The 17826-nt window shown below is 53.7% G+C and carries 20 protein-coding genes; 14 read left to right on the top strand and 6 right to left on the bottom strand.

All coding sequences use genetic code 11. From position 1 onward, the window contains the following. Positions 1–84 precede the first annotated feature (84 nt). Entirely contained in the window at positions 85–681 is a 597-nt protein-coding gene (gene rdgB, locus AMM48_RS08305; protein WP_101301500.1) for an RdgB/HAM1 family non-canonical purine NTP pyrophosphatase, read from the bottom strand. Between the two features lie 184 nt (positions 682–865). Beyond that, positions 866–1582 carry a ribonuclease PH gene (rph, locus tag AMM48_RS08300; protein ID WP_022732873.1) on the bottom strand — a complete coding sequence of 239 codons (717 nt, stop codon included), beginning with the start codon at positions 1580–1582 and terminating at the stop codon, positions 866–868. Positions 1583–1871: 289 nt separating this feature from the next. Between rph and hrcA the strand changes: the two genes are divergently transcribed. The 3 genes from hrcA to AMM48_RS08285 all read left to right on the top strand — a co-directional run bounded on the left by hrcA (position 1872) and on the right by AMM48_RS08285 (position 4584). After that, positions 1872–2930, top strand: a complete 1059-nt coding sequence (gene hrcA, locus AMM48_RS08295; protein ID WP_102783643.1) for a heat-inducible transcriptional repressor HrcA — start codon at positions 1872–1874, stop codon at positions 2928–2930. A 52-nt stretch (positions 2931–2982) separates the two neighbouring features. Next, a complete protein-coding gene (gene grpE, locus AMM48_RS08290) occupies positions 2983–3624 on the top strand; it encodes a nucleotide exchange factor GrpE (RefSeq protein WP_102783642.1) in 642 nt (213 codons plus the stop codon). Positions 3625–3837: 213 nt separating this feature from the next. After that, positions 3838–4584: an NAD-dependent deacylase gene (locus tag AMM48_RS08285; protein WP_102783641.1), complete on the top strand. Its 747-nt coding sequence runs from the start codon at positions 3838–3840 to the stop codon at positions 4582–4584. 3 nt (positions 4585–4587) lie between these two features. On the opposite strand, the gene AMM48_RS08280 is transcribed toward AMM48_RS08285, so the two are convergent. Both AMM48_RS08280 and AMM48_RS08275 read right to left on the bottom strand, forming a co-directional pair. Continuing rightward, positions 4588–5268 carry a winged helix-turn-helix domain-containing protein gene (locus tag AMM48_RS08280; RefSeq protein ID WP_102783640.1) on the bottom strand — a complete coding sequence of 227 codons (681 nt, stop codon included), beginning with the start codon at positions 5266–5268 and terminating at the stop codon, positions 4588–4590. Positions 5269–5397: 129 nt separating this feature from the next. Further along, on the bottom strand, positions 5398–6633 hold the full coding sequence (locus AMM48_RS08275; protein WP_198413510.1) for a metallochaperone AztD: 1236 nt from the start codon (positions 6631–6633) through the stop codon (positions 5398–5400). Between the two features lie 150 nt (positions 6634–6783). Here AMM48_RS08275 and AMM48_RS08270 point away from each other — a divergent pair, with 150 nt between their 5' ends. Genes AMM48_RS08270 through AMM48_RS08260 form a run of 3 tightly spaced genes read left to right on the top strand, consistent with a single transcriptional unit; the run spans position 6784 to position 8444 of the window. After that, entirely contained in the window at positions 6784–7716 is a 933-nt protein-coding gene (locus tag AMM48_RS08270) for an EamA family transporter (RefSeq protein WP_102783639.1), read from the top strand. 27 nt (positions 7717–7743) lie between these two features. Further along, a complete protein-coding gene (locus AMM48_RS08265; RefSeq protein WP_102783638.1) occupies positions 7744–8085 on the top strand; it encodes an NIPSNAP family protein in 342 nt (113 codons plus the stop codon). After that, a complete protein-coding gene (locus AMM48_RS08260) occupies positions 8082–8444 on the top strand; it encodes an antibiotic biosynthesis monooxygenase (RefSeq protein WP_102783637.1) in 363 nt (120 codons plus the stop codon). The genes AMM48_RS08265 and AMM48_RS08260 overlap by 4 nt, the downstream gene beginning before the upstream one ends. Here the strand turns inward: AMM48_RS08260 and AMM48_RS08255 are convergent. Further along, a complete protein-coding gene (locus tag AMM48_RS08255) occupies positions 8441–9388 on the bottom strand; it encodes a DMT family transporter (protein ID WP_102783636.1) in 948 nt (315 codons plus the stop codon). The genes AMM48_RS08260 and AMM48_RS08255 overlap by 4 nt on opposite strands. Before the next feature lie 246 nt (positions 9389–9634). Here AMM48_RS08255 and AMM48_RS08250 point away from each other — a divergent pair, with 246 nt between their 5' ends. The 8 genes from AMM48_RS08250 (at position 9635) to AMM48_RS08215 (ending at position 17147) form a co-directional block, all read left to right on the top strand. Beyond that, positions 9635–10573: a LysR family transcriptional regulator gene (locus AMM48_RS08250; protein ID WP_102783635.1), complete on the top strand. Its 939-nt coding sequence runs from the start codon at positions 9635–9637 to the stop codon at positions 10571–10573. Positions 10574–10627: 54 nt separating this feature from the next. Continuing rightward, positions 10628–11614: a UDP-glucose 4-epimerase GalE gene (gene galE / locus AMM48_RS08245; protein ID WP_102783634.1), complete on the top strand. Its 987-nt coding sequence runs from the start codon at positions 10628–10630 to the stop codon at positions 11612–11614. A gap of 156 nt (positions 11615–11770) precedes the next feature. Next, positions 11771–12610 (top strand): glycosyltransferase family 2 protein, encoded by an 840-nt coding sequence (locus AMM48_RS08240; RefSeq protein WP_102783633.1) that lies wholly within the window; start codon positions 11771–11773, stop codon positions 12608–12610. A gap of 169 nt (positions 12611–12779) precedes the next feature. After that, positions 12780–13304 (top strand): inorganic diphosphatase, encoded by a 525-nt coding sequence (gene ppa / locus AMM48_RS08235; RefSeq protein WP_101301482.1) that lies wholly within the window; start codon positions 12780–12782, stop codon positions 13302–13304. A 337-nt stretch (positions 13305–13641) separates the two neighbouring features. Beyond that, a complete protein-coding gene (locus AMM48_RS08230) occupies positions 13642–14184 on the top strand; it encodes a L,D-transpeptidase family protein (protein ID WP_102783632.1) in 543 nt (180 codons plus the stop codon). 69 nt (positions 14185–14253) lie between these two features. Further along, positions 14254–15228, top strand: a complete 975-nt coding sequence (locus tag AMM48_RS08225; protein WP_102783631.1) for a DUF2333 family protein — start codon at positions 14254–14256, stop codon at positions 15226–15228. Positions 15229–15390: 162 nt separating this feature from the next. Beyond that, positions 15391–15960, top strand: a complete 570-nt coding sequence (locus tag AMM48_RS08220; protein WP_102783630.1) for a NifU family protein — start codon at positions 15391–15393, stop codon at positions 15958–15960. A 194-nt stretch (positions 15961–16154) separates the two neighbouring features. Continuing rightward, a complete protein-coding gene (locus AMM48_RS08215) occupies positions 16155–17147 on the top strand; it encodes a glucosaminidase domain-containing protein (RefSeq protein WP_244271165.1) in 993 nt (330 codons plus the stop codon). A gap of 88 nt (positions 17148–17235) precedes the next feature. On the opposite strand, the gene AMM48_RS08210 is transcribed toward AMM48_RS08215, so the two are convergent. Continuing rightward, positions 17236–17694, bottom strand: coding sequence for a hypothetical protein (locus tag AMM48_RS08210; protein WP_022733603.1), 459 nt, complete (start codon positions 17692–17694; stop codon positions 17236–17238). Positions 17695–17826 lie beyond the last annotated feature (132 nt).

Here is a 17826-nt window from a genome sequence, read left to right as displayed (position 1 = left end):
GCCGATAAACTAACACGCACCGCCGATCATGACATCAGCGATGCGTGCATATGTTCAGTGCAGGGCGATAACCTGCCCAGAAGCTTATTTAAAGCAGGCCGCAACCAACTGCGCGAAGGCATCGGCCCGGTGGCTCATCTCATGCTTTATGGCTGGCTCTATTTCGCCAAAGGTTTGATCATACCCCTTGGGCTGGAAAATCGGGTCATAGCCAAATCCATGACGACCGCGTTTGGGCCAAACGATGTCACCCTCAAGCCGCCCTTCGAAATTCTCAACATGCCCATCAGGCCAGGCGAGTGACAGCGCACAGATAAACGATGCCCGGCGATCCGGATGGCTGCCGATTCCGTTCTGGACCTTTTCCATCGCCATATCAAAATCCTTGTCCGGCCCGGCCCAGCGCGCCGAATAAATCCCCGGCGCCCCATCAAGGGCGGATACCGCAAGCCCGCTGTCATCAGCAAGGGCTGGCAGGTTCGCCCCCTTGGCCGCGGCAGTCGATTTTAGCTGCGCATTGCCAATAAAGGTCTTTTCGGTTTCTTCGGGTTCGGGAAGATCAAGGTCACCGGCCGAAAACACTTCGATCCCAAAGGGCGCGAGAAGGTCACCGATTTCCTTGATTTTGCCTTTGTTGTGACTGGCGATAACCAGTTTTTTTTCCGTAAAGCGACGGGCCATGTTCTTGCCTGAAAGCGATTTTCAAAATGGGGTTAGATCAAAAATAAGGTTGTTGAGATTCGTTTCATGCTGAGCCGAAAATGGTTGGTCGCGAGAACCGACGCGCAACGTACTTAAGTACGTGAGCATCGGAAGCGCAGCGACCCGCCATTTGCAGGCCAGCATGGGACGAAGATCAGCGACCTTAAAGGCCGAGCGCTTCGCGTTGTTTGGCAAACAGCTCCTTGCAGCCTTTTTCGGCCAGCGCGAACATCTGATCATACGCTGCACGATCAAACGGCACGTCTTCTGCTGTTGCCTGCACCTCAACAATGCCACCATTTCCGGCCAGAACAAAGTTGGCATCGGCCCCGGCATTGCTGTCTTCGGCGTAATCAAGGTCAAGAACCGCGTTGCCGTTATAAATGCCGCATGAAATGGCGGCGACCGGCTGGGTCAGCGGGATTTCCTTAATCAGGCCAAGGCGACGCACACCCTGAAACGCCAGATGGGCGGCAACATAGGCCCCCGTGATTGATGCAGTGCGCGTGCCGCCATCGGCCTGAATGACATCGCAATCAAGGCGCATCTGCATTTCGCCCATGGCCTTCATATCGGTCACGGCCCGGATCGAACGCCCGATCAAACGTTGGATTTCCTGGGTCCGGCCCGACTGACCACCGCGCGCGGCTTCGCGGTTCATACGCGAGTCCGTCGCACGTGGCAGCATGCCGTATTCCGCCGTGATCCAGCCCTTGCCAGAATTGCGCATCCAGCCCGGCACCTTGTCCTCGACCGTTGCCGTACAAATGACATGGGTATCGCCAAATTTGATCATGCATGACCCTTCGGCATATTTCGAAATGCCGGTTTCAATCGAAACGTCGCGAAGCTGATCTTGGGTACGGCCGGATGGGCGCATGGGGGAGAACCTCTTGTTTGTCTGTATGGCACGGGTCTTGGCGACCAACGCGAATAATCTGAAATTTCGCCCAAAGTAAGATGACACCCGCCAAAGGTCCAGCAGTTTCCCCGTGATATTTGGCGCGATTCGCATTGCGCTTTGACAGGTTTTGAAACTAAGTACTTGATTGATGGTACCCTTGCGCTTCTCACTGCAAATCCGGTGCGATTGACGGTTGGACTTGGGCTGACTAAATTCGTATCACCTTTTGACGCAATCTTGCGCAAACTATGGTCACACACAGAAAATGGCGCATTTCGACGACACCCTACTTGGCGATATGAACGTGCGGACACGCGAAGTGTTCCGCCAGATCGTTGATGCCTACGTCGCAACTGGCGAACCCATCGGGTCGCGGTCGATTGCGCGACGGATGTCTGAAAACCTGTCGGCGGCGACCATTCGCAATGTCATGTCCGACCTTGAAGACATGGGATTGCTGGTGGCCCCGCATGTCTCGGCTGGACGGTTGCCCAGTGAAAAGGGCCTGCGTCTGTTTGTAAATGCCTTGATGGAGGTCGGTGACCTTCCCAATGCCGAACGCGATCAACTGACCAAAAATTGCGAACAGGCCGGTTATTCGCTCGATCAGATGTTGGGCGAGGCCACCACCATGTTATCGGGGCTGTCGCGCTGTGCCGGGCTTGTCGTGGCGCCAAAAACGGATGGCTTGCGGCTCAAACAGATTGAATTTGTTGGACTTTCGCCGGGCAAGGTTCTTGCTGTCCTAGTGTCGCAGAACGGCAACGTTGAAAATCGAATCCTTGATGTTCCAACAGATTTGCCCGGTTCGGCATTGACAGAAGCCGCGAATTATCTAAATAGCCGGTTGGCTGGAAAGACTCTTGACGATGCGCGCCTGCTGATCACCGAGGAACGCGATCAGTTGCGCCAGGAACTTGATGACCTTTCAGCCGGATTGATTGATGCAGGCCTTGCAACATGGGCCGGCGGGATCAAGGGATCGTCCCTGATTGTTAAGGGCCAATCCCAGCTGTTGGAAAATATCGATACGATTGAACAGCTTGAATCCGTGCGCCGCCTGTTTAACGTGCTTGAGGCCCGCGATCAGATGATCGAACTGCTCGATGTGACGACGGACGCCCAGGGTGTTCAGATTTTCATCGGGTCGGAAAACAAATTATTCGGTGGATCGGGCCTTTCGATGGTGATTTCGCCCTATCAAAACGCCGAAGGCAGCATTGTGGGCGCAATCGGGGTTGTCGGACCAACCCGGATCAATTATGCCCGGATCATTCCGCTGGTCGATTACACCGCCAAACTGGTCGGTCGACTGATTGGATAAATCGCGGCGCTGCGTGTCAGGCCGCACTAACGTGAAAGTACATAGGTTAGCCATGTCGGAAACCGCAAAAAACACCCCGGACGATCTGCACGATGTAAATGCAGAGCAAGCCGCAGCCGAAGATATCGCAGCAGAGGCGAACGCGGCTGAGCACGAAGACGTCGTGATCGAAGATCCGATCACCGCCCTTGAAGCCGAAGTTGCCGAACTGAAAGACCGCCTGTTGCGCCAGGCCGCCGAGGTGGAAAACACCCGCCGCCGCGCCAAAAAGGATGTCGAGGACGCTGGCAACTACGCAATTACCAAATTTGCCCGTGAGCTTCTTGACGTTGGGGATAACCTGCGCCGCGCCCTTGATGCTGCTGGCGACACCTCCAATGCCGATCCGGCGATGAAAACGCTGTTTGAAGGCGTTGAAATGACCGAACAGACGCTTCTCAAGGCGCTTGAAAAGAACGGCGTTGAAAAGCTTGAACCGCTTGGTGAAAAGCTCGACCCGAACAAGCATCAGGCCGTGTTTGAAATGCCGAACCCGGACTATCCGGACGGGCATGTCGCACAGGTCATGCAGGCCGGTTATATGCTCAAAGGTCGCTTGTTGCGCCCGGCCATGGTCGGTGTCACCAAAAATCCGGCTGCTGAGCAAGCGCCCAAGGACGACACCCCGGGCGGGAATGTCGACACCTCGGCCTAAGCACGACAACACCAAAATAAACCGGTTTTAGCGGATCGGGTTTATCAACGGCCCTGCCAGACAGACTTGGCGGGGCCGTTTTGAGTCCAGACGCACAGAGATTCCCGCCTTTCGCGGGAATGACGTACTCTCTCAAGACGGTTACTCTGAATCCCTCTACAGTCGCCACGCCCGCGAAAAACATTGATTGCCAACCCGACAGGACACCTCCCCATGCCACTTCGTCCCGACCTGATTGACATCCTGCGCGATGAGGCCGCCCCGATTGTCATTCTGACCGGGGCTGGCATTTCAAAGGAAAGCGGGCTGCACACATTCCGCGATCCTGACGGCATCTGGGCGAAATATGATATTTCTGACGTCGCCACCCCCGACGCCTTCACGGCCAATCCCGATCTGGTCCATCATTTTTACAATGACCGGCGCACAGCCCTTCTGGATTCAAATATCCAGCCCAACGCCGCCCATCATGCACTTGCCCGGCTTGAAACCGAATGGCCCGGTGATGTTTTGCTGGTCACCCAGAACATTGATGATCTGCATGGCCGGGCCAGATCAAAAAACCTGATCCATATGCACGGCGAACTGCTTAAAATCCGCTGTAATCACTGTGATCTTCTGACCGCATGGGCAGACGACCTCGCCAAGGAAACTGTTTGCCCGTCGTGTGGCAAGGCTGGCGGCCTGCGTCCACATGTCGTCTGGTTTGGCGAAATGCCGCTTGAGATGGACCGCATCTATGCCGCCTTGGGTGATTGCGGATTGTTTATGTCGATTGGCACATCGGGCAATGTCTATCCAGCAGCCGGATTTGTTCAGATTGCCCATGAAGAAGCCGGGGCCGAAACGGTCGAGCTCAACCTTGAACCCAGCACGGGTGCCACCCTGTTTGACCACAGCACCTATGGCCCGGCAACAGAACTGGTCCCCGCCCTTGTCGATGCGCTTTTAAAAAGCTGACCTTTAGTCTCCGACCAGTTCGCGAAATTTTTGCTCCCCTTCGGCACTGAACCGGACAATGCGCGACTCGTTCATACGCCGCGCCCAACCCAAATCATAAAACCGATCCAGCAACGCCGCCCCGAACGATCCAGCTAGATGCGATTGTCGGGCACTCCAGTCCAGACATTCACGGCATAACGGACGGCGATTTTGGCGCAACGCCGCCAGATCGATGCCAAACCCGTTGGCAAAATCCACCCCGGCATCGGTCAGAGCCACTCCATTCAAATCGGTCTTGATAAGCTTGCGTTTTGACAGACCGTCAAACAGCGCTACCCCCATATCCCCCGCCAAATGGTCGTAACACACCCGTGCGCGACGCAATTCGGGGTCTTTGGGGCCGGTACGCACCCGGTTATGCCCGACCCGATTGGCAATCCCCATCATGACTTCAAGCGCCTCGACAATATCGGGACCAGACAGCGTGAAATAACGATGCCGCCCCTGCTTGCGCGGGATCACAATCTGTCCGGCTTCAAGCTTCGCCAGATGCGAACTTGCGGTTTGCGGCGTCACCCCGGCTTCCTGTGCCAATTCGGTTGCGGTTAATGCTTTGCCGCCCATTAAGGCGGTCAGCATATTTGCGCGTGCCGGATCGCCAAGCAATGCGGCCACGCGGGCAATATCGGGTCCTTCTTTCATAGTTCGATGATAATCGAATGATGAACGTCGGGCAACAAAGCCAAAGGTGTGATGTGAAAAAGCGGGCAGAACCGATATCTGCCCGCTTCATCGCATTTTGATGCCAGATGCATCGAAGGGATAGCGGCCTTAGTGCGACAGCCCGGACCCGCCAATCGCAACGATGTTGAACGGCAGTCCCTCAACCGTGATCTCGCCTTTATCGGCAAAGCTTTTGGCATCGACAAGGCGCACAAGATTGTCACGCGGGTCGGTCACGGCAATAACGTCACCGGCAACTGCAATGCGGGGCCGCGGATCGCGCCAATGCCCATCCTTGCTATAGGGCTTGGTAATCTGCTGCGAACGAATAATCTTGCCATCCAGAACATCCACTGCATGCAGATAGCCATCTTCTGTAAAGACATAGGCAATCGTCACCTGTGCCGGATCAAGCGCGAAATGGACATAGCGCACAGGCAAATCAACCAACCGGAATGGAGCATCTTCGGTTGGCTCAATCACCACCAGCTTGTCCGCACCATAATCACCAAGGAAGAATTGCATGGCTTTGCCGCCGGCCAAATGGCCCACACGTCCGTTTGGCATATCTTCGCCATAAGACAGCATCTTGATCGTTGGCGTATCGTTGCCGCTCAGTTGGGCAGTAATCACCCCTTCTTCGCAGCCAAACGCCACAATCCCGGTCGAGTATGCTTCGCCGTGAAGCCCGGTGCAGGTGTGAATATCGCCAACCTGTTTGCCCGCCGGGTCGACAACCTTAAGCCCAAGACGCGGCGGCAAGCTGCCCGGCTTGGTTTCAACCGCAAGATTGGGTTCGGAAATAAGATAGTAATCGCCCATCGGCACCACGACACCATGATGGGGTGCGGTCGCTTTCACGTCACCATGGGCAGAGCTCCCCGCAAGAAGGCCCTTTTCATCAAAGACTTTTGCAACGCCCTCTCCGTCAAAGAACATATAAAACGCGCCGTCATGGGGAACCGCATGAACCGGCCGTTTACCGTTAATGCCAACCGGCAGCAACGCCGCATCCTGAATGTCGATATCGGCGTGATCCCCGTGGGAGAAAACCTCAATCCCGCTATCGATCACCGCCACGGCATCATGATCCATTTGAACTGCGGCCAGAGTCTTTCCACTCTCGCTTGGCACCAGATGGGTCACATAGCCCGTGGTGTCAAACCGCTCGATAACCGCCTTTTTCTCCAGATCAACAACGGTGACGCCGCCCTCTTTCTGGTCGGTAACAAAAAGACGCCATGCCTGCCGCGTTTCATCGGCAGCCTGTGCGGTTGATGTCCCTAAAACGGGCATCAAAACCGCGCCGCTCACCATGGCGACGCGCGCAATATTTTTGAACAAAAGATGCTCCTATTGAATGTAACGTTATAACATAACACTCAATACAATCCTTTGTCCTTCCTGTCCATATCGATAGTTCGATGCCAATCGAAGCATTGACTGCAAACAATCGGTTATCTGTTCTGAATTGTATCCAGTCCGGAGAACCACATGACGCCGTCAAAACCATCCCTGCCACTTGAAATCGGTTTGCTGGCTGTCCTCGCCCTGCTTTGGGGGTCGTCATACCTGTTCATCAAAATCGCAGTAACCGACATCCCGCCAATCACCCTGATTGCGATCAGGGTTGGCGTCGCATCGCTCTTTCTTTTTGCCGTCATGTTGTGGCGCAACCAACATTTCCCGCGAAACGGCAAGGTTCTTGGCATGCTGTTGATCCAGTCAATTTTCAACAGCCTCGGTGCCTGGACCATTCTTGCCTGGGGCCAGCAACATGTCGAAAGTGGTCTTGCAAGCGTGTTGAACTCGACATCTCCGGTTTTTGTCTTTCTGATCACGGCCTGTCTTGCACGCCATGAACGGCCAACTCGGCTTGATCGGCTCGGTCTCGTCGGCGCATGTCTTGGCCTCGCGGGTGTCATTCTGATTGTCGGTCCCGGTGTCATGACGGGTCTTGGACAACAAGTCGGGGGTCAGCTCGCCATTCTAACCGGTGCAATCCTTTATGCCGGAGCCGCAATCTATGGCAAACGTTTTAACGCTCTGCCCGCCACTGTCACCGCGGCTGCGACCATGATCTGGGCCAGCATCTTTTTGATCCCGGCAAGTCTGATACTGGACCGTCCCTGGACATTGACCCCGTCAACACACGCCATTCTTGCAACACTCGCTCTGTCGGTTTTTTGCACGGCACTTGCCTTGCTGATCTATTTCCGGCTTTTGCGCACACTCGGCTCGATCGGGGTCGCCAGCCAAAGCTATCTGCGCGCCGGGATCGGCGTTTTGCTTGGCGCTCTATTACTTGGTGAAACCATAAACCCACTGGCTGTTGCCGGTATCCTCTGCGCGCTTGCCGGCGTCGCGATCATCAATGTGCCGCGCACATTCCTGCGATCACAGGCATCACCCTCCCTAAAACCGTAACACCCCCCCTATCCAAGGAGTTTGAAAATGATCACCTGCTTTATCCGCTATGAAATCGATCCATATAAAAAGGATGCCTTCATCGAATATGCCCGCAATTGGGGGCAGGCGATCCCGCGCTGTGGGGCGGACCTTGTTGGCTATTTCGCGCCGCACGAAGGATCGGTTTCGACCGCCTATGGTATCTATCATCTCCCCGATCTGGCATCCTATGAGGCCTATCGCGCAAGGCTGGCCGTCGATCCGCTGGGCCGCGAGAACTACGAATTTTCCCAGCGCGAAAAATTCATCCTGCGCGAAGAACGCCAGTTTCTGAAAATTGCCTCCACACCCCATGCTGGCCCGCAGACGGAGCTTATCAAGCCATGATCGCCGTGATTTTCGAAGTCACCCCGCATAAGGCGCATTACGACGAATATCTCGCCATCGCTGGCGATCTTCTGCCCATTCTTGAAAGCATGGACGGCTTTATTTCGATCGAACGGTTCAGTTCGCTCACCACACCGGGCAAGGTTTTATCCCTGTCGTTCTGGCGTGATGAGGATGCAGTCAAGGCATGGCGCAATGTTGCCGAACATCGTGCGGCCCAGGATGAGGGCCGCAACCGCGTCTTTGCCGATTACCGCCTTCGGGTGGCCGGGGTAATCCGTGATTACGGCATGACACCGCGCGATCAAGCACCCGATGATTCACACGCTCATCACGACATGGCAGGTAATAAGCCTTAGGTTTTGACACTAACCGGTTTCGGGGATGGAGCCTCCTCCCCGATACTGGCAGCCTCATCAACCTCAACCGGGGCCGCGCCGCCCTTGTAATCAAGCAACATCACCGCCAGCACAACAATCCCCGCCCCGATGAAAATGACCGGCATCGGCAGCATGTCAAAAAAGATCAAATCCATGGCCACCGAAAACGGCAATGCGGTATAGGCTGCGGGCGACACCACGCTGGCATCGGCCACACGCACCGCACGCAACACCATGTAATTGGTCATCATGGCAAAGAACCCGGCACCCGATGAATACAACCAGTCGGCCAAAGACGCCGGATGCCAGGTGATGATGGCAATCGGTACCCAGATCATCACCGCAACGATTTGCGGCCAGAACAGCATTGAAAAATTGGTCTCTGTCCGCGTCAGCACCTTGGCAAACAAGGTCTGGGCGGAAAAACAAAACGCCCCGATCAGAGCCGCCCCAACGCCAAGCGGCACGCCAAAGCCGTCCATACGCGGTGCGCACATCACCCACACCCCGACCAGTCCAAGTAGGGTGGCGATCAGTTTACGCGCCGTCAGCTTTTCGCCCAAAATCACCACCGCCAGCAGCACGGTCAGAAGCGCTTCGATAAACAAATAGGCATTGACCTCGGCAATGCTCATTTGACGCAGGGCAAAGAACACGAAGAACAATGACCCATACCACAACAGCCCCCGGGCAAGATGCGCCATGGGGCGTTTGGTGCGCACCAAACGGGTGCCGAGGAACATCACAATGATCAGAAAAACCGGAACCGTGGTAAGCGCCCGCATCGCAAGTATCTGTGCCGTCGGCACATCATGCGATACCAGCTTGGCACAGACATCGACACAAACGCCCGATGCCATCGCCGCAGTCATCCACAAAACACCGCGGACATTTCCGCTAAGGCGCATCAGCGTCTCAGTCATGATCGTTCCTGAATGAAAATGATAATGGGGGTTTCCGGCAGCCCGGGGAGACTGCTGCGTGGTGGCGCAAGGAGACATCTTTTGCAAAGCAGGCCGGAAACCCTTATGGCCATGATCCTGCCTGCAAACTTCACAAAATACGAATGAGGAGTTTTCAGCCATTGCTGAGATTTTTTTGCCCCACTTCGCGAGCGATCCTGATAGACAGTAAAGCCCTGCAAAAATCAGCCCTGACGGATATGCCCCATGCGTCGAAAACTGCCACCGCTCCGCGCACTTGTCGCCTTTGAAGCCACCGCCCGCCACCAAAGTGTCAAGGGGGCGGCTGAGGAATTGCATGTCACGCAAAGTGCGATCAGCCATCAACTCCGTCAGTTGGAAGAAAACCTTGGCGTGGTGTTGTTTACCCGCAAGGGCCGTGGCCTTAGCCCAACCAAATCGGCCGAACTTTTATTGCCGCGCCTGACCGAGGCATTGGACGGCATTGCCGATATCACCGGCGAAGTCGGCCCCGACAAAGGCAAGGCCATCCGCATTGGCGCACTGGCGACCCCGGCCCTGACGGTTTTGCTGTATGAACTTGATAATCTGCGCGGTCGCCTGCCCGCCGACATTCCGGTGCAGTTTCGCAAGATCGAATTTGATGACGACCTTGATCCGCTTGAGATCGATCTGGCGCTGCAAATCGCCCCCAAAGACCTGCCCGGCCCGGAAAACTGGATTACTGAACTTTTGACGCCCGAAGTTTACACTGCCTTTGCCGCCCCGGAATGGCTGGAAAAACGCGGGTTTGATGCCTGCAAAATTGATGTCGGGCAGCTCAGTCCGCGCGATATCTTGCTGATCGACAGCGACAGTGAACAGTTTTCCCAGATCGAGCAATGGTTCAAGGATGCCCACTTCTCTCTCGCTGATTGCTGGACCTTCAGCCACCATATCTGGGCGCTGGAAGCCGCCCGTGCCGGACAGGGCATCGTCGCCAGCACCGATGTCGTTGCGCGTAACTATGTCGAACGCGGTGAGCTGGTCGCACTGAATTTCCCCGATTTTATTTCGCACTGGTGGTACCGCCTGCTGATCCGCCCGGCCCGGCAAAAAGACCCGGTCGTGATCGAAGCCGCCAACTGGATCCGCGAACTGATCAATCCAAAAACTGCTTCGCTTGCCCGGCGCAAGGTTTTGTAATTGATTTGTCGACGATCTTGCCGCCACATTAACGGAATTTAGTACTTATTATTCATGCAGAATATTTTGGTAACAGGCGGGGCCGGATATATCGGCTCACATATTTGTCTCAAACTCCGCGAAAGCGGTTATTGTCCTGTTGTCTTTGACAATTTGTCAAATGGCCACCGCGATGCAATTGCACCCGATATACCCTTTATTCAGGCGGACATTCGCGACAGCGAGAAATTGGACCGCACATTCAGTGAGTTTCAGCCAACCGCCGTCATTCACATGGCGGCCTTGATTGAAGCTGGCCTCTCAATGCAAGAACCATCAAAGTTTTATAACGTGAACGTTGCAGGCTCCCTGAACCTGCTTGATGCAATGCGCCGTCATGATTGCCTGCACATCGTTTTCTCTTCTACTGCTGCGGTTTATGGCAATACTGGCCTTGATCTGCTTGATGAACGCTTGCCGGTACGTCCTGAAAACCCTTATGGGCGCTCCAAGGCAATGGTCGAAACCATGCTTGCTGACTATTTCGCAATATATGGCTTTAAGGCAATTGCCCTTCGCTATTTCAACGCAGCAGGTGCCGACCCAAAAGGGCGCGCAGGTGAAAGACATGATCCGGAAACCCACCTCATTCCTTTGGCGCTGCAAGCTGCCGCTGGATTACGCAGCGAAATGAAAATATTTGGCGGTGATTACGACACCCCTGATGGCACCTGCATACGTGACTATATCCATGTGGATGATCTTGCAGACGCCCATGTAAAGGCAGTTCAGAATCTCACTTCCCGAAAAAATACAACTTTTGAAATTATAAATATCGGCACCGGAAAAGGTTACTCTGTAAAAGAAATTATCGAGATTTGCCAAAGCATTACAGGTCGAAACTTTCCAGTGTCTCTGGAGCCACGCCGACCAGGTGACCCGGCAAAACTAGTTGCAGATCCGGCGAAGGCAAAAATACTACTCGACTGGCACCCGAAATATGGTTCAGCGCATGACATCATTAAACATTCTTGGAATTTTTACATGAAAACCATGTCTTAAGGTTTTATAGGTTATTTCGTCCAAAATGATTTCGGGTTAACCATGTCCTTCTCAGCTTTCATGTTGATCCACCAATAAGCAAGAAAAACTCTCTAGTCGAAAGATTGGAAAACGGATTTTCAGGACGATATTTCACACGTAGAAAAGGGGAAATACGTGCATAAGGTGTCTGTCATCGTTTCGACCTATAACTGGCCCGAAGCGCTTGAGATGGTTTTGCAGTCTTTGATAGATCAGCAAGACACTAATTTCGAAGTAATCGTCGCAGATGATGGTTCAGGCCCTGCCACAGCAGAATCCATCGCCCGGATGCAGAAAATTTCACCCGTTCCGATCAAGCATTTCTGGCAGGAAGATATCGGTTATCGTCTATCTCGGGTACGAAATGGCGCAATTTCTATGGCTGAAGGGGACATCATCGTCTTCACTGATGGCGATTGTTGCTTGATGCCTGACTTTGTATCAAGGCATCGCAAAGCAGCACAGGCTGGCTGTTTTGTTACTGGTAAGCGCGTTTTCCTGAAACAACGCTTTACCAAATTTGCGATGAAGAACCGACTGAACTTTCACAAATGGCCCCGCGCAGCATTGTTCATGCTCGGCTTGACTGGAAACTGTAATCGTCCATTTCAGTTCATGCGCCTGCCGCAAAGCAATAAAAGTCTTTGGGCGCATGAAAATTGCTGGAAGAAGGCGCAAGGTTGCAATATCGCCGCTTTCCGTGAGGACATCCTAAAAATCGGTGGGTTTGACGAAGCATTTGAAGGCCACGGCTTAGAGGACTCAGACTTTGTGCTGCGGATGATAAGATCAGGTATCAAGCGCAAAAATGTTGAGTTCGATTCCCCCGTGCTTCATCTTTATCATGGTCGCTCCATTGGTCAACGCCATGCAAACAAAGCCGATAACGGCAATTATTTCAAAGAACTTGAAACAGACAAGAACCGCTTCCTTCCAAATAAAAGTGGTCTCATGCCCCTTTCAGCCACAGCTTAAAAAGTTCTGATCAAAAGTATGATTCCTGTCCCCCTTGGAACTGGCAACATTTCGCGATAAAAGGGCGGCATCATTCTCCTTCGGGTGCATTTGCGCACCTTCGAAGCCGAAAACAGCCGTCCCGATCACTCGGGGCATGCCTTTATAAAAGCGAAAGGGATTTTCCCAGATGGATCTCAATAAGATTCCCGTCGGTAAAGATGTTCCGTGGGACGTCAACGTCGTCATCGAAATTCCGCAGGGCGGTCCGGTCAAATACGAAGTCGACAAGGATTCCGGTGCGGTATTTGTTGACCGTTTTCTGCATACCTCGATGTACTACCCGGTCAATTACGGCTTCATCCCCAACACCCTTGGTGAAGACGGCGACCCGGTTGATGCAATGGTCATGTTCCGTGAGCCGGTAGTTGCTGGTTCGGTGATCCGGGCCCGTCCGGTCGGTGTTCTGATCATGGAAGACGAAGCCGGTCAGGATGAAAAACTGATCTGTGTTCCCCATGACAAGATCGACCCCTATTACACCGACATCAAATCCCATGAAGATCTGCCACAGATCTTCCGTGACCAGATTCAGCACTTTTTCGAACGCTACAAAGACCTCGAAAAAGGAAAATGGGTCAAAGTCACCGGTTGGGAAGGCGCTGAAAAAGCCGCCAGCCTGATCGAAGAAGGTGTGACCCGTCTCGCCAAGTAATTGGTCTGACGCCACATTATACGATCTTCCAGCAACGCTCTGCCTCATGGCAGGGCGTTGTTTTTTTCACCTATGGCGAAATGCGATCGGGCTTGCCATATCTAAAATACAGGCAAACACGCCATTCCCGACCCTATCGACAGGTCATTTTAAAGACCGACAAGGCCAGGCGGCGAAATTAATCGTATCAATGATTTGTGAACGGACTTGCGAAACGTCCAATTTGCCACATTTCTACCGTTGTTGTTTTGCACCGTCCCTGTGACAGCTGATGAATATCTATTTCAAAAGGCTGTACATGACGACATTGCTCCATTGCCGCGAGGAAACTGATCGAATGCAAAGCGAAGCCATCGCACATTCTGTTTCCCATCCGGTCGAGATTTCTGTCTCGCCGGATGGCATGTTGCGCGTGGGTGATGATACATTTCGCTGCGCGCTGGGGGTGAATGGTGTCATTGAGGCCAAGGATAAAACCGAAGGCGATGGCAAAACCCCGGCCGGTCGCTGGCGGCTACGCTATGTGATGTATCGCGCCGATCACAGGCCGTGCCCGCGCACCAAATTGCCGGTAACAACAATTTCCTTTGCTGATGGCTGGTGCGACGACCCCGCCCATCGTGACTATAACTGCCCGGTACGCCTGCCGTTCGATGCCAGCCATGAGAAGCTATGGCGTGACGATAACGTCTACAACATCGTGGTTGTCCTTGGCCATAATGATGACCCGCCGGTTCGCGGAAAAGGGTCTGCAATCTTTATGCATGTCGCCAAACCCGATTACAGTGGCACAGAAGGCTGCGTCGCCTTGTCAGAACCCGATCTGGAAACAGTTCTGCGTCTGGCAGCATATGACACATACATCACCATCAATCCGTAAAATCATGCACTTGCCGTTTGAGCGCTGACATCCTAGGTTCATTGGCTGGATATAATTACAGGACAGGTCATGATTGAAGACGATTATCTCTATAAAAAAGGTGGCATCGCAGGTTTTGGATCGCGTCTAAAAGGTATTTTCGGATCGCGCAAATTCTGGGTACGCAGCCTTGCCATAATCGTTCTTGTCGCTGTGGTCTATTATCCCGCAGGCATGGCAATGATCCATAACGTCGATGATAATCCGGATTTTTCGGGCAATTACCAAGGTGGCAGCCATGCGGTCAACACCGCCGCTGCCCTGATTGACCGCGAAGTTAATCAGAACCGCTGGACCGCAAATGATCCGTTTTTCCTGCCCGGTGGGGCACTCGACAATATGCCAAACTTCCAGACCGGCATTATCTATGCCCTGTCACGCTTTTCGATCGAGCTGTCTGATCAGATTGGCCGCACACGCGGATCAAGTCAGGTCGATCCCGATCTTGATAATGCCGCGGGCCTGTTGAAATTCCGTGGTGACAAATGGGTGTTTGATCCCAGTGTATCGTTGCTGCCCGGTGTCACCTCCGAACAGCAATATCGCGACGCCATCCGTTCGCTCGATAAATATAATCAGCGCCTGATCAACGGAAATGCGGTTTTTGAACGCCGTGCCGATAACCTGCAGGAAACCCTGAACCGGTTTGCCAATGATCTTGGCTCGGCATCGGCCGTGATTGACGACAAGGTTGACGCTCCGTCGGTCTTTGATCGTACGGCTGATGACGTGTTCTATGCCACCAAGGGCCGCCTTTACGCCTATAGCCTGATCCTGCGCGATCTTGGCACGGATTTCGAACAGGTCATCAATGAGCGCCAAGTCGCCCCGGCATGGGCAGAAATGGTTGGCTCTCTTCAAGCCGCTGCCGCCCTTGATCCGCTGGTGGTGGTCAATGGGTCGGCTGACGGCATCATTTTCCCCAACCATCTGGCAGGGCTTGGTTTTTACCTGCTGCGTGCCCGCACCCAAATTCGCGAAATCAGCAGTATCCTGCAGCGCTAATCATCATTTTGGCTCCCTATCGCAGCTTGCGAATACCTGACCCGCGCGCTGCGACTTGATCTTTTCGCCTTTTTGCCCCATTTAAGGGCTAACCATATGAAACGCAGATTGCCGAGCGGGCGCACATTCGCCCCGGCTATCAGAGTGAGAGGACAAGCAACCATGTTCATTCAAACCGAACCGACCCCGAACCCCGCGACGCTCAAATTCTTGCCGGGCGAAGAGGTTATGGGCCGTCTTGGCACAGCAAACTTCGTCAAAAGCGACGAAGCCGTCAAATCGCCGCTGGCGCGCAAACTGTTTGAAGTTGATGGCATCGCCGGTGTCTTTCTGGGCGGTGATTTCATCACCATCACCAAAGACGACTCCAAAGACTGGCAGACCCTGAAGCCCCAGGTTCTCGGCGGGATCATGGAGCATTACACCTCTGGTCAGTCGGTTCTCGATCAAAACTCCGATGCCGCAACCGGTGCCAGCACTGCGGCCGAAGGTGACAACGAACTGGTCAGCCAGATCAAGGAACTGCTTGATACCCGTGTCCGTCCGGCCGTGGCGCAGGATGGTGGCGATATTGTCTTCCACCGGTTTGAAGACGGCGTTGTTTACCTTGAAATGCACGGCGCATGTGCTGGCTGCCCTAGCAGCACCGCGACCCTGAAAATGGGCATTGAAAACATGCTGCGCTATTACGTGCCCGAAGTTCAGGCTGTTGAACCCGTCATGGCTGACTAATTTTCCGAGTCGTTAAAAAATTCTTACGCCCGGCGCAAACTTTTCTGTGCGCCGGGCGTTCTTATTGCGCGCCGAACGTAAAGGATCGCGGGGACTTCTCAACCACGGGAATATTGTCCGTTGCGATCAACGCCATCGGCAGGCATAGATAACGGCCACTTGGGATGGACAGTGAACCTGATCCTGGAGATAGAATGATGACTAGCGCAGAAACTGGAAATTACCGTAAAATTGCGCTCGCTTCGCTCGTCGGAGCGGTCAGCTTACTCTATATTGGCATTTTTGCCGGAATTGATATTTCGCCAGTACCAACAAGCCCCGACACAGAAACTTCTGTGGAAGTGATTGATGATGCTGTTGTCAAAAAAACCAAACCGGCCTATCGCCGGGGTCCTGAAGTCATCGCACTGGGCCAGTACTTCAAAAGCATCGGCTATCGCCTGCCCGATGTTACCGAAGTCCCGCGCGTTTACATCAAACGCGTTCCCAAAGGGCTTGGCGAACTGGCATCGGTCGATGAACGCAAACAGCTTTTCCTCCGCATCATGCTGCCGCTGGCGATGCGCGTGAACGAGGAAATCATTGTCCGTCGTGAACGGTTGATGGCCATTCAGGCCAAAGGTATTTCCGGCATCCCGGTCAACGCCAATGATCAGCAATGGGTCGAGCAACTGATGAAACGCTATCGCGTGACCGATGGTGGCATCACGGCCCTGCTTGAACGCATCGACATTATCCCGACCTCCTTGATGCTCGCCCAGTCGGCTGAGGAAAGCGGTTGGGGCACGTCACGTTTCGTGCGCAAGGGCAATGCCCTGTTTGGTCAATGGGCGTGGGGCGATGACGAAGGCATTGTTCCCGAAGATCGCGCCGATGGTAAAACCCACGTCATCAAGGCCTTTGCCAGCCTGATGGACAGTGTGCGGGCCTATGCACGCAACATCAATTCGCATCCGGCCTATCAGGTCCTGCGTGAAAAACGTGCTGAACTGCGCGCCGACGGGCAGTTGGTCACAGGCTGGGACCTTGCATCCACCCTGACAAAGTATTCCGAACGCGGCGAAGAATATGTCGATAGCCTGCATGCCATCATGCGGGTCAACGATCTGACCGACCTTGACGGACTGGCGTTTGCCGCAGATGACGTGCCACCCCCGCCAAAGGTCCTGGCATTTCTTGAAGACTGATCAGACCTGCTGTCACTATGACAAAGGTCACAAAAAAGGGATCCAAATGGATCCCTTTTTTATTTGAGCAAAACGTTCAGTTCGCCGCCTAAGGACGATCGCGATAAATCCAGCCCTTTTCGGATTTCACCAGACGGATTTCATTTTCAACAACCCGGCGGTCCCCGGCTTTGAACGCGCCTTCCTTTAGGGCCAGCATCTTGGTTTTCACCAGATCAATGGCGTCGCTAACGGTATCGCCAACCGCATCCACATCGCCCGCCGCTTTTCCCTTTTCCGTCACGTCATCAGCAAATTCCGACACCGTACGGTCAAACACCAGTTCGTAACGCACCATGGCAATGACTTCGTCATCATCTTCGGAAATGCTGTTGGTCTTGGTAACATTTTCCACATGACCGACCTTGGCATAGGGGTCTTCGCGGAAACGTTCGATCACAGCCGTGGTAATTTCATCCGGAGTTGGGCCTTTGGCCTGTTCCCCTTCACAGGCAGCAAGCAACGGGAACAACATCAAAACGGCAAAAAATCGGGTCATTTGGCCCATGAAAAATTTCCTATTTTCTAACAGAACGGCAAAGATGACCTTATTTTACCCACGCCATGCGGCGAAAATCAGGCCAAGACAAACGTCATATTTTTACTTTGGCCCTTTTAGGCTCAGGACCCTGCGTTCAAG

It is taken from the genome of Thalassospira sp. GB04J01, from assembly GCF_000751115.1.
Lineage (GTDB): Bacteria > Pseudomonadota > Alphaproteobacteria > Rhodospirillales > Thalassospiraceae > Thalassospira > Thalassospira lucentensis.
The sequence above is the reverse complement of the archived record's forward strand: the minus strand, read 5'-3'. Positions and strand labels throughout refer to the sequence as shown.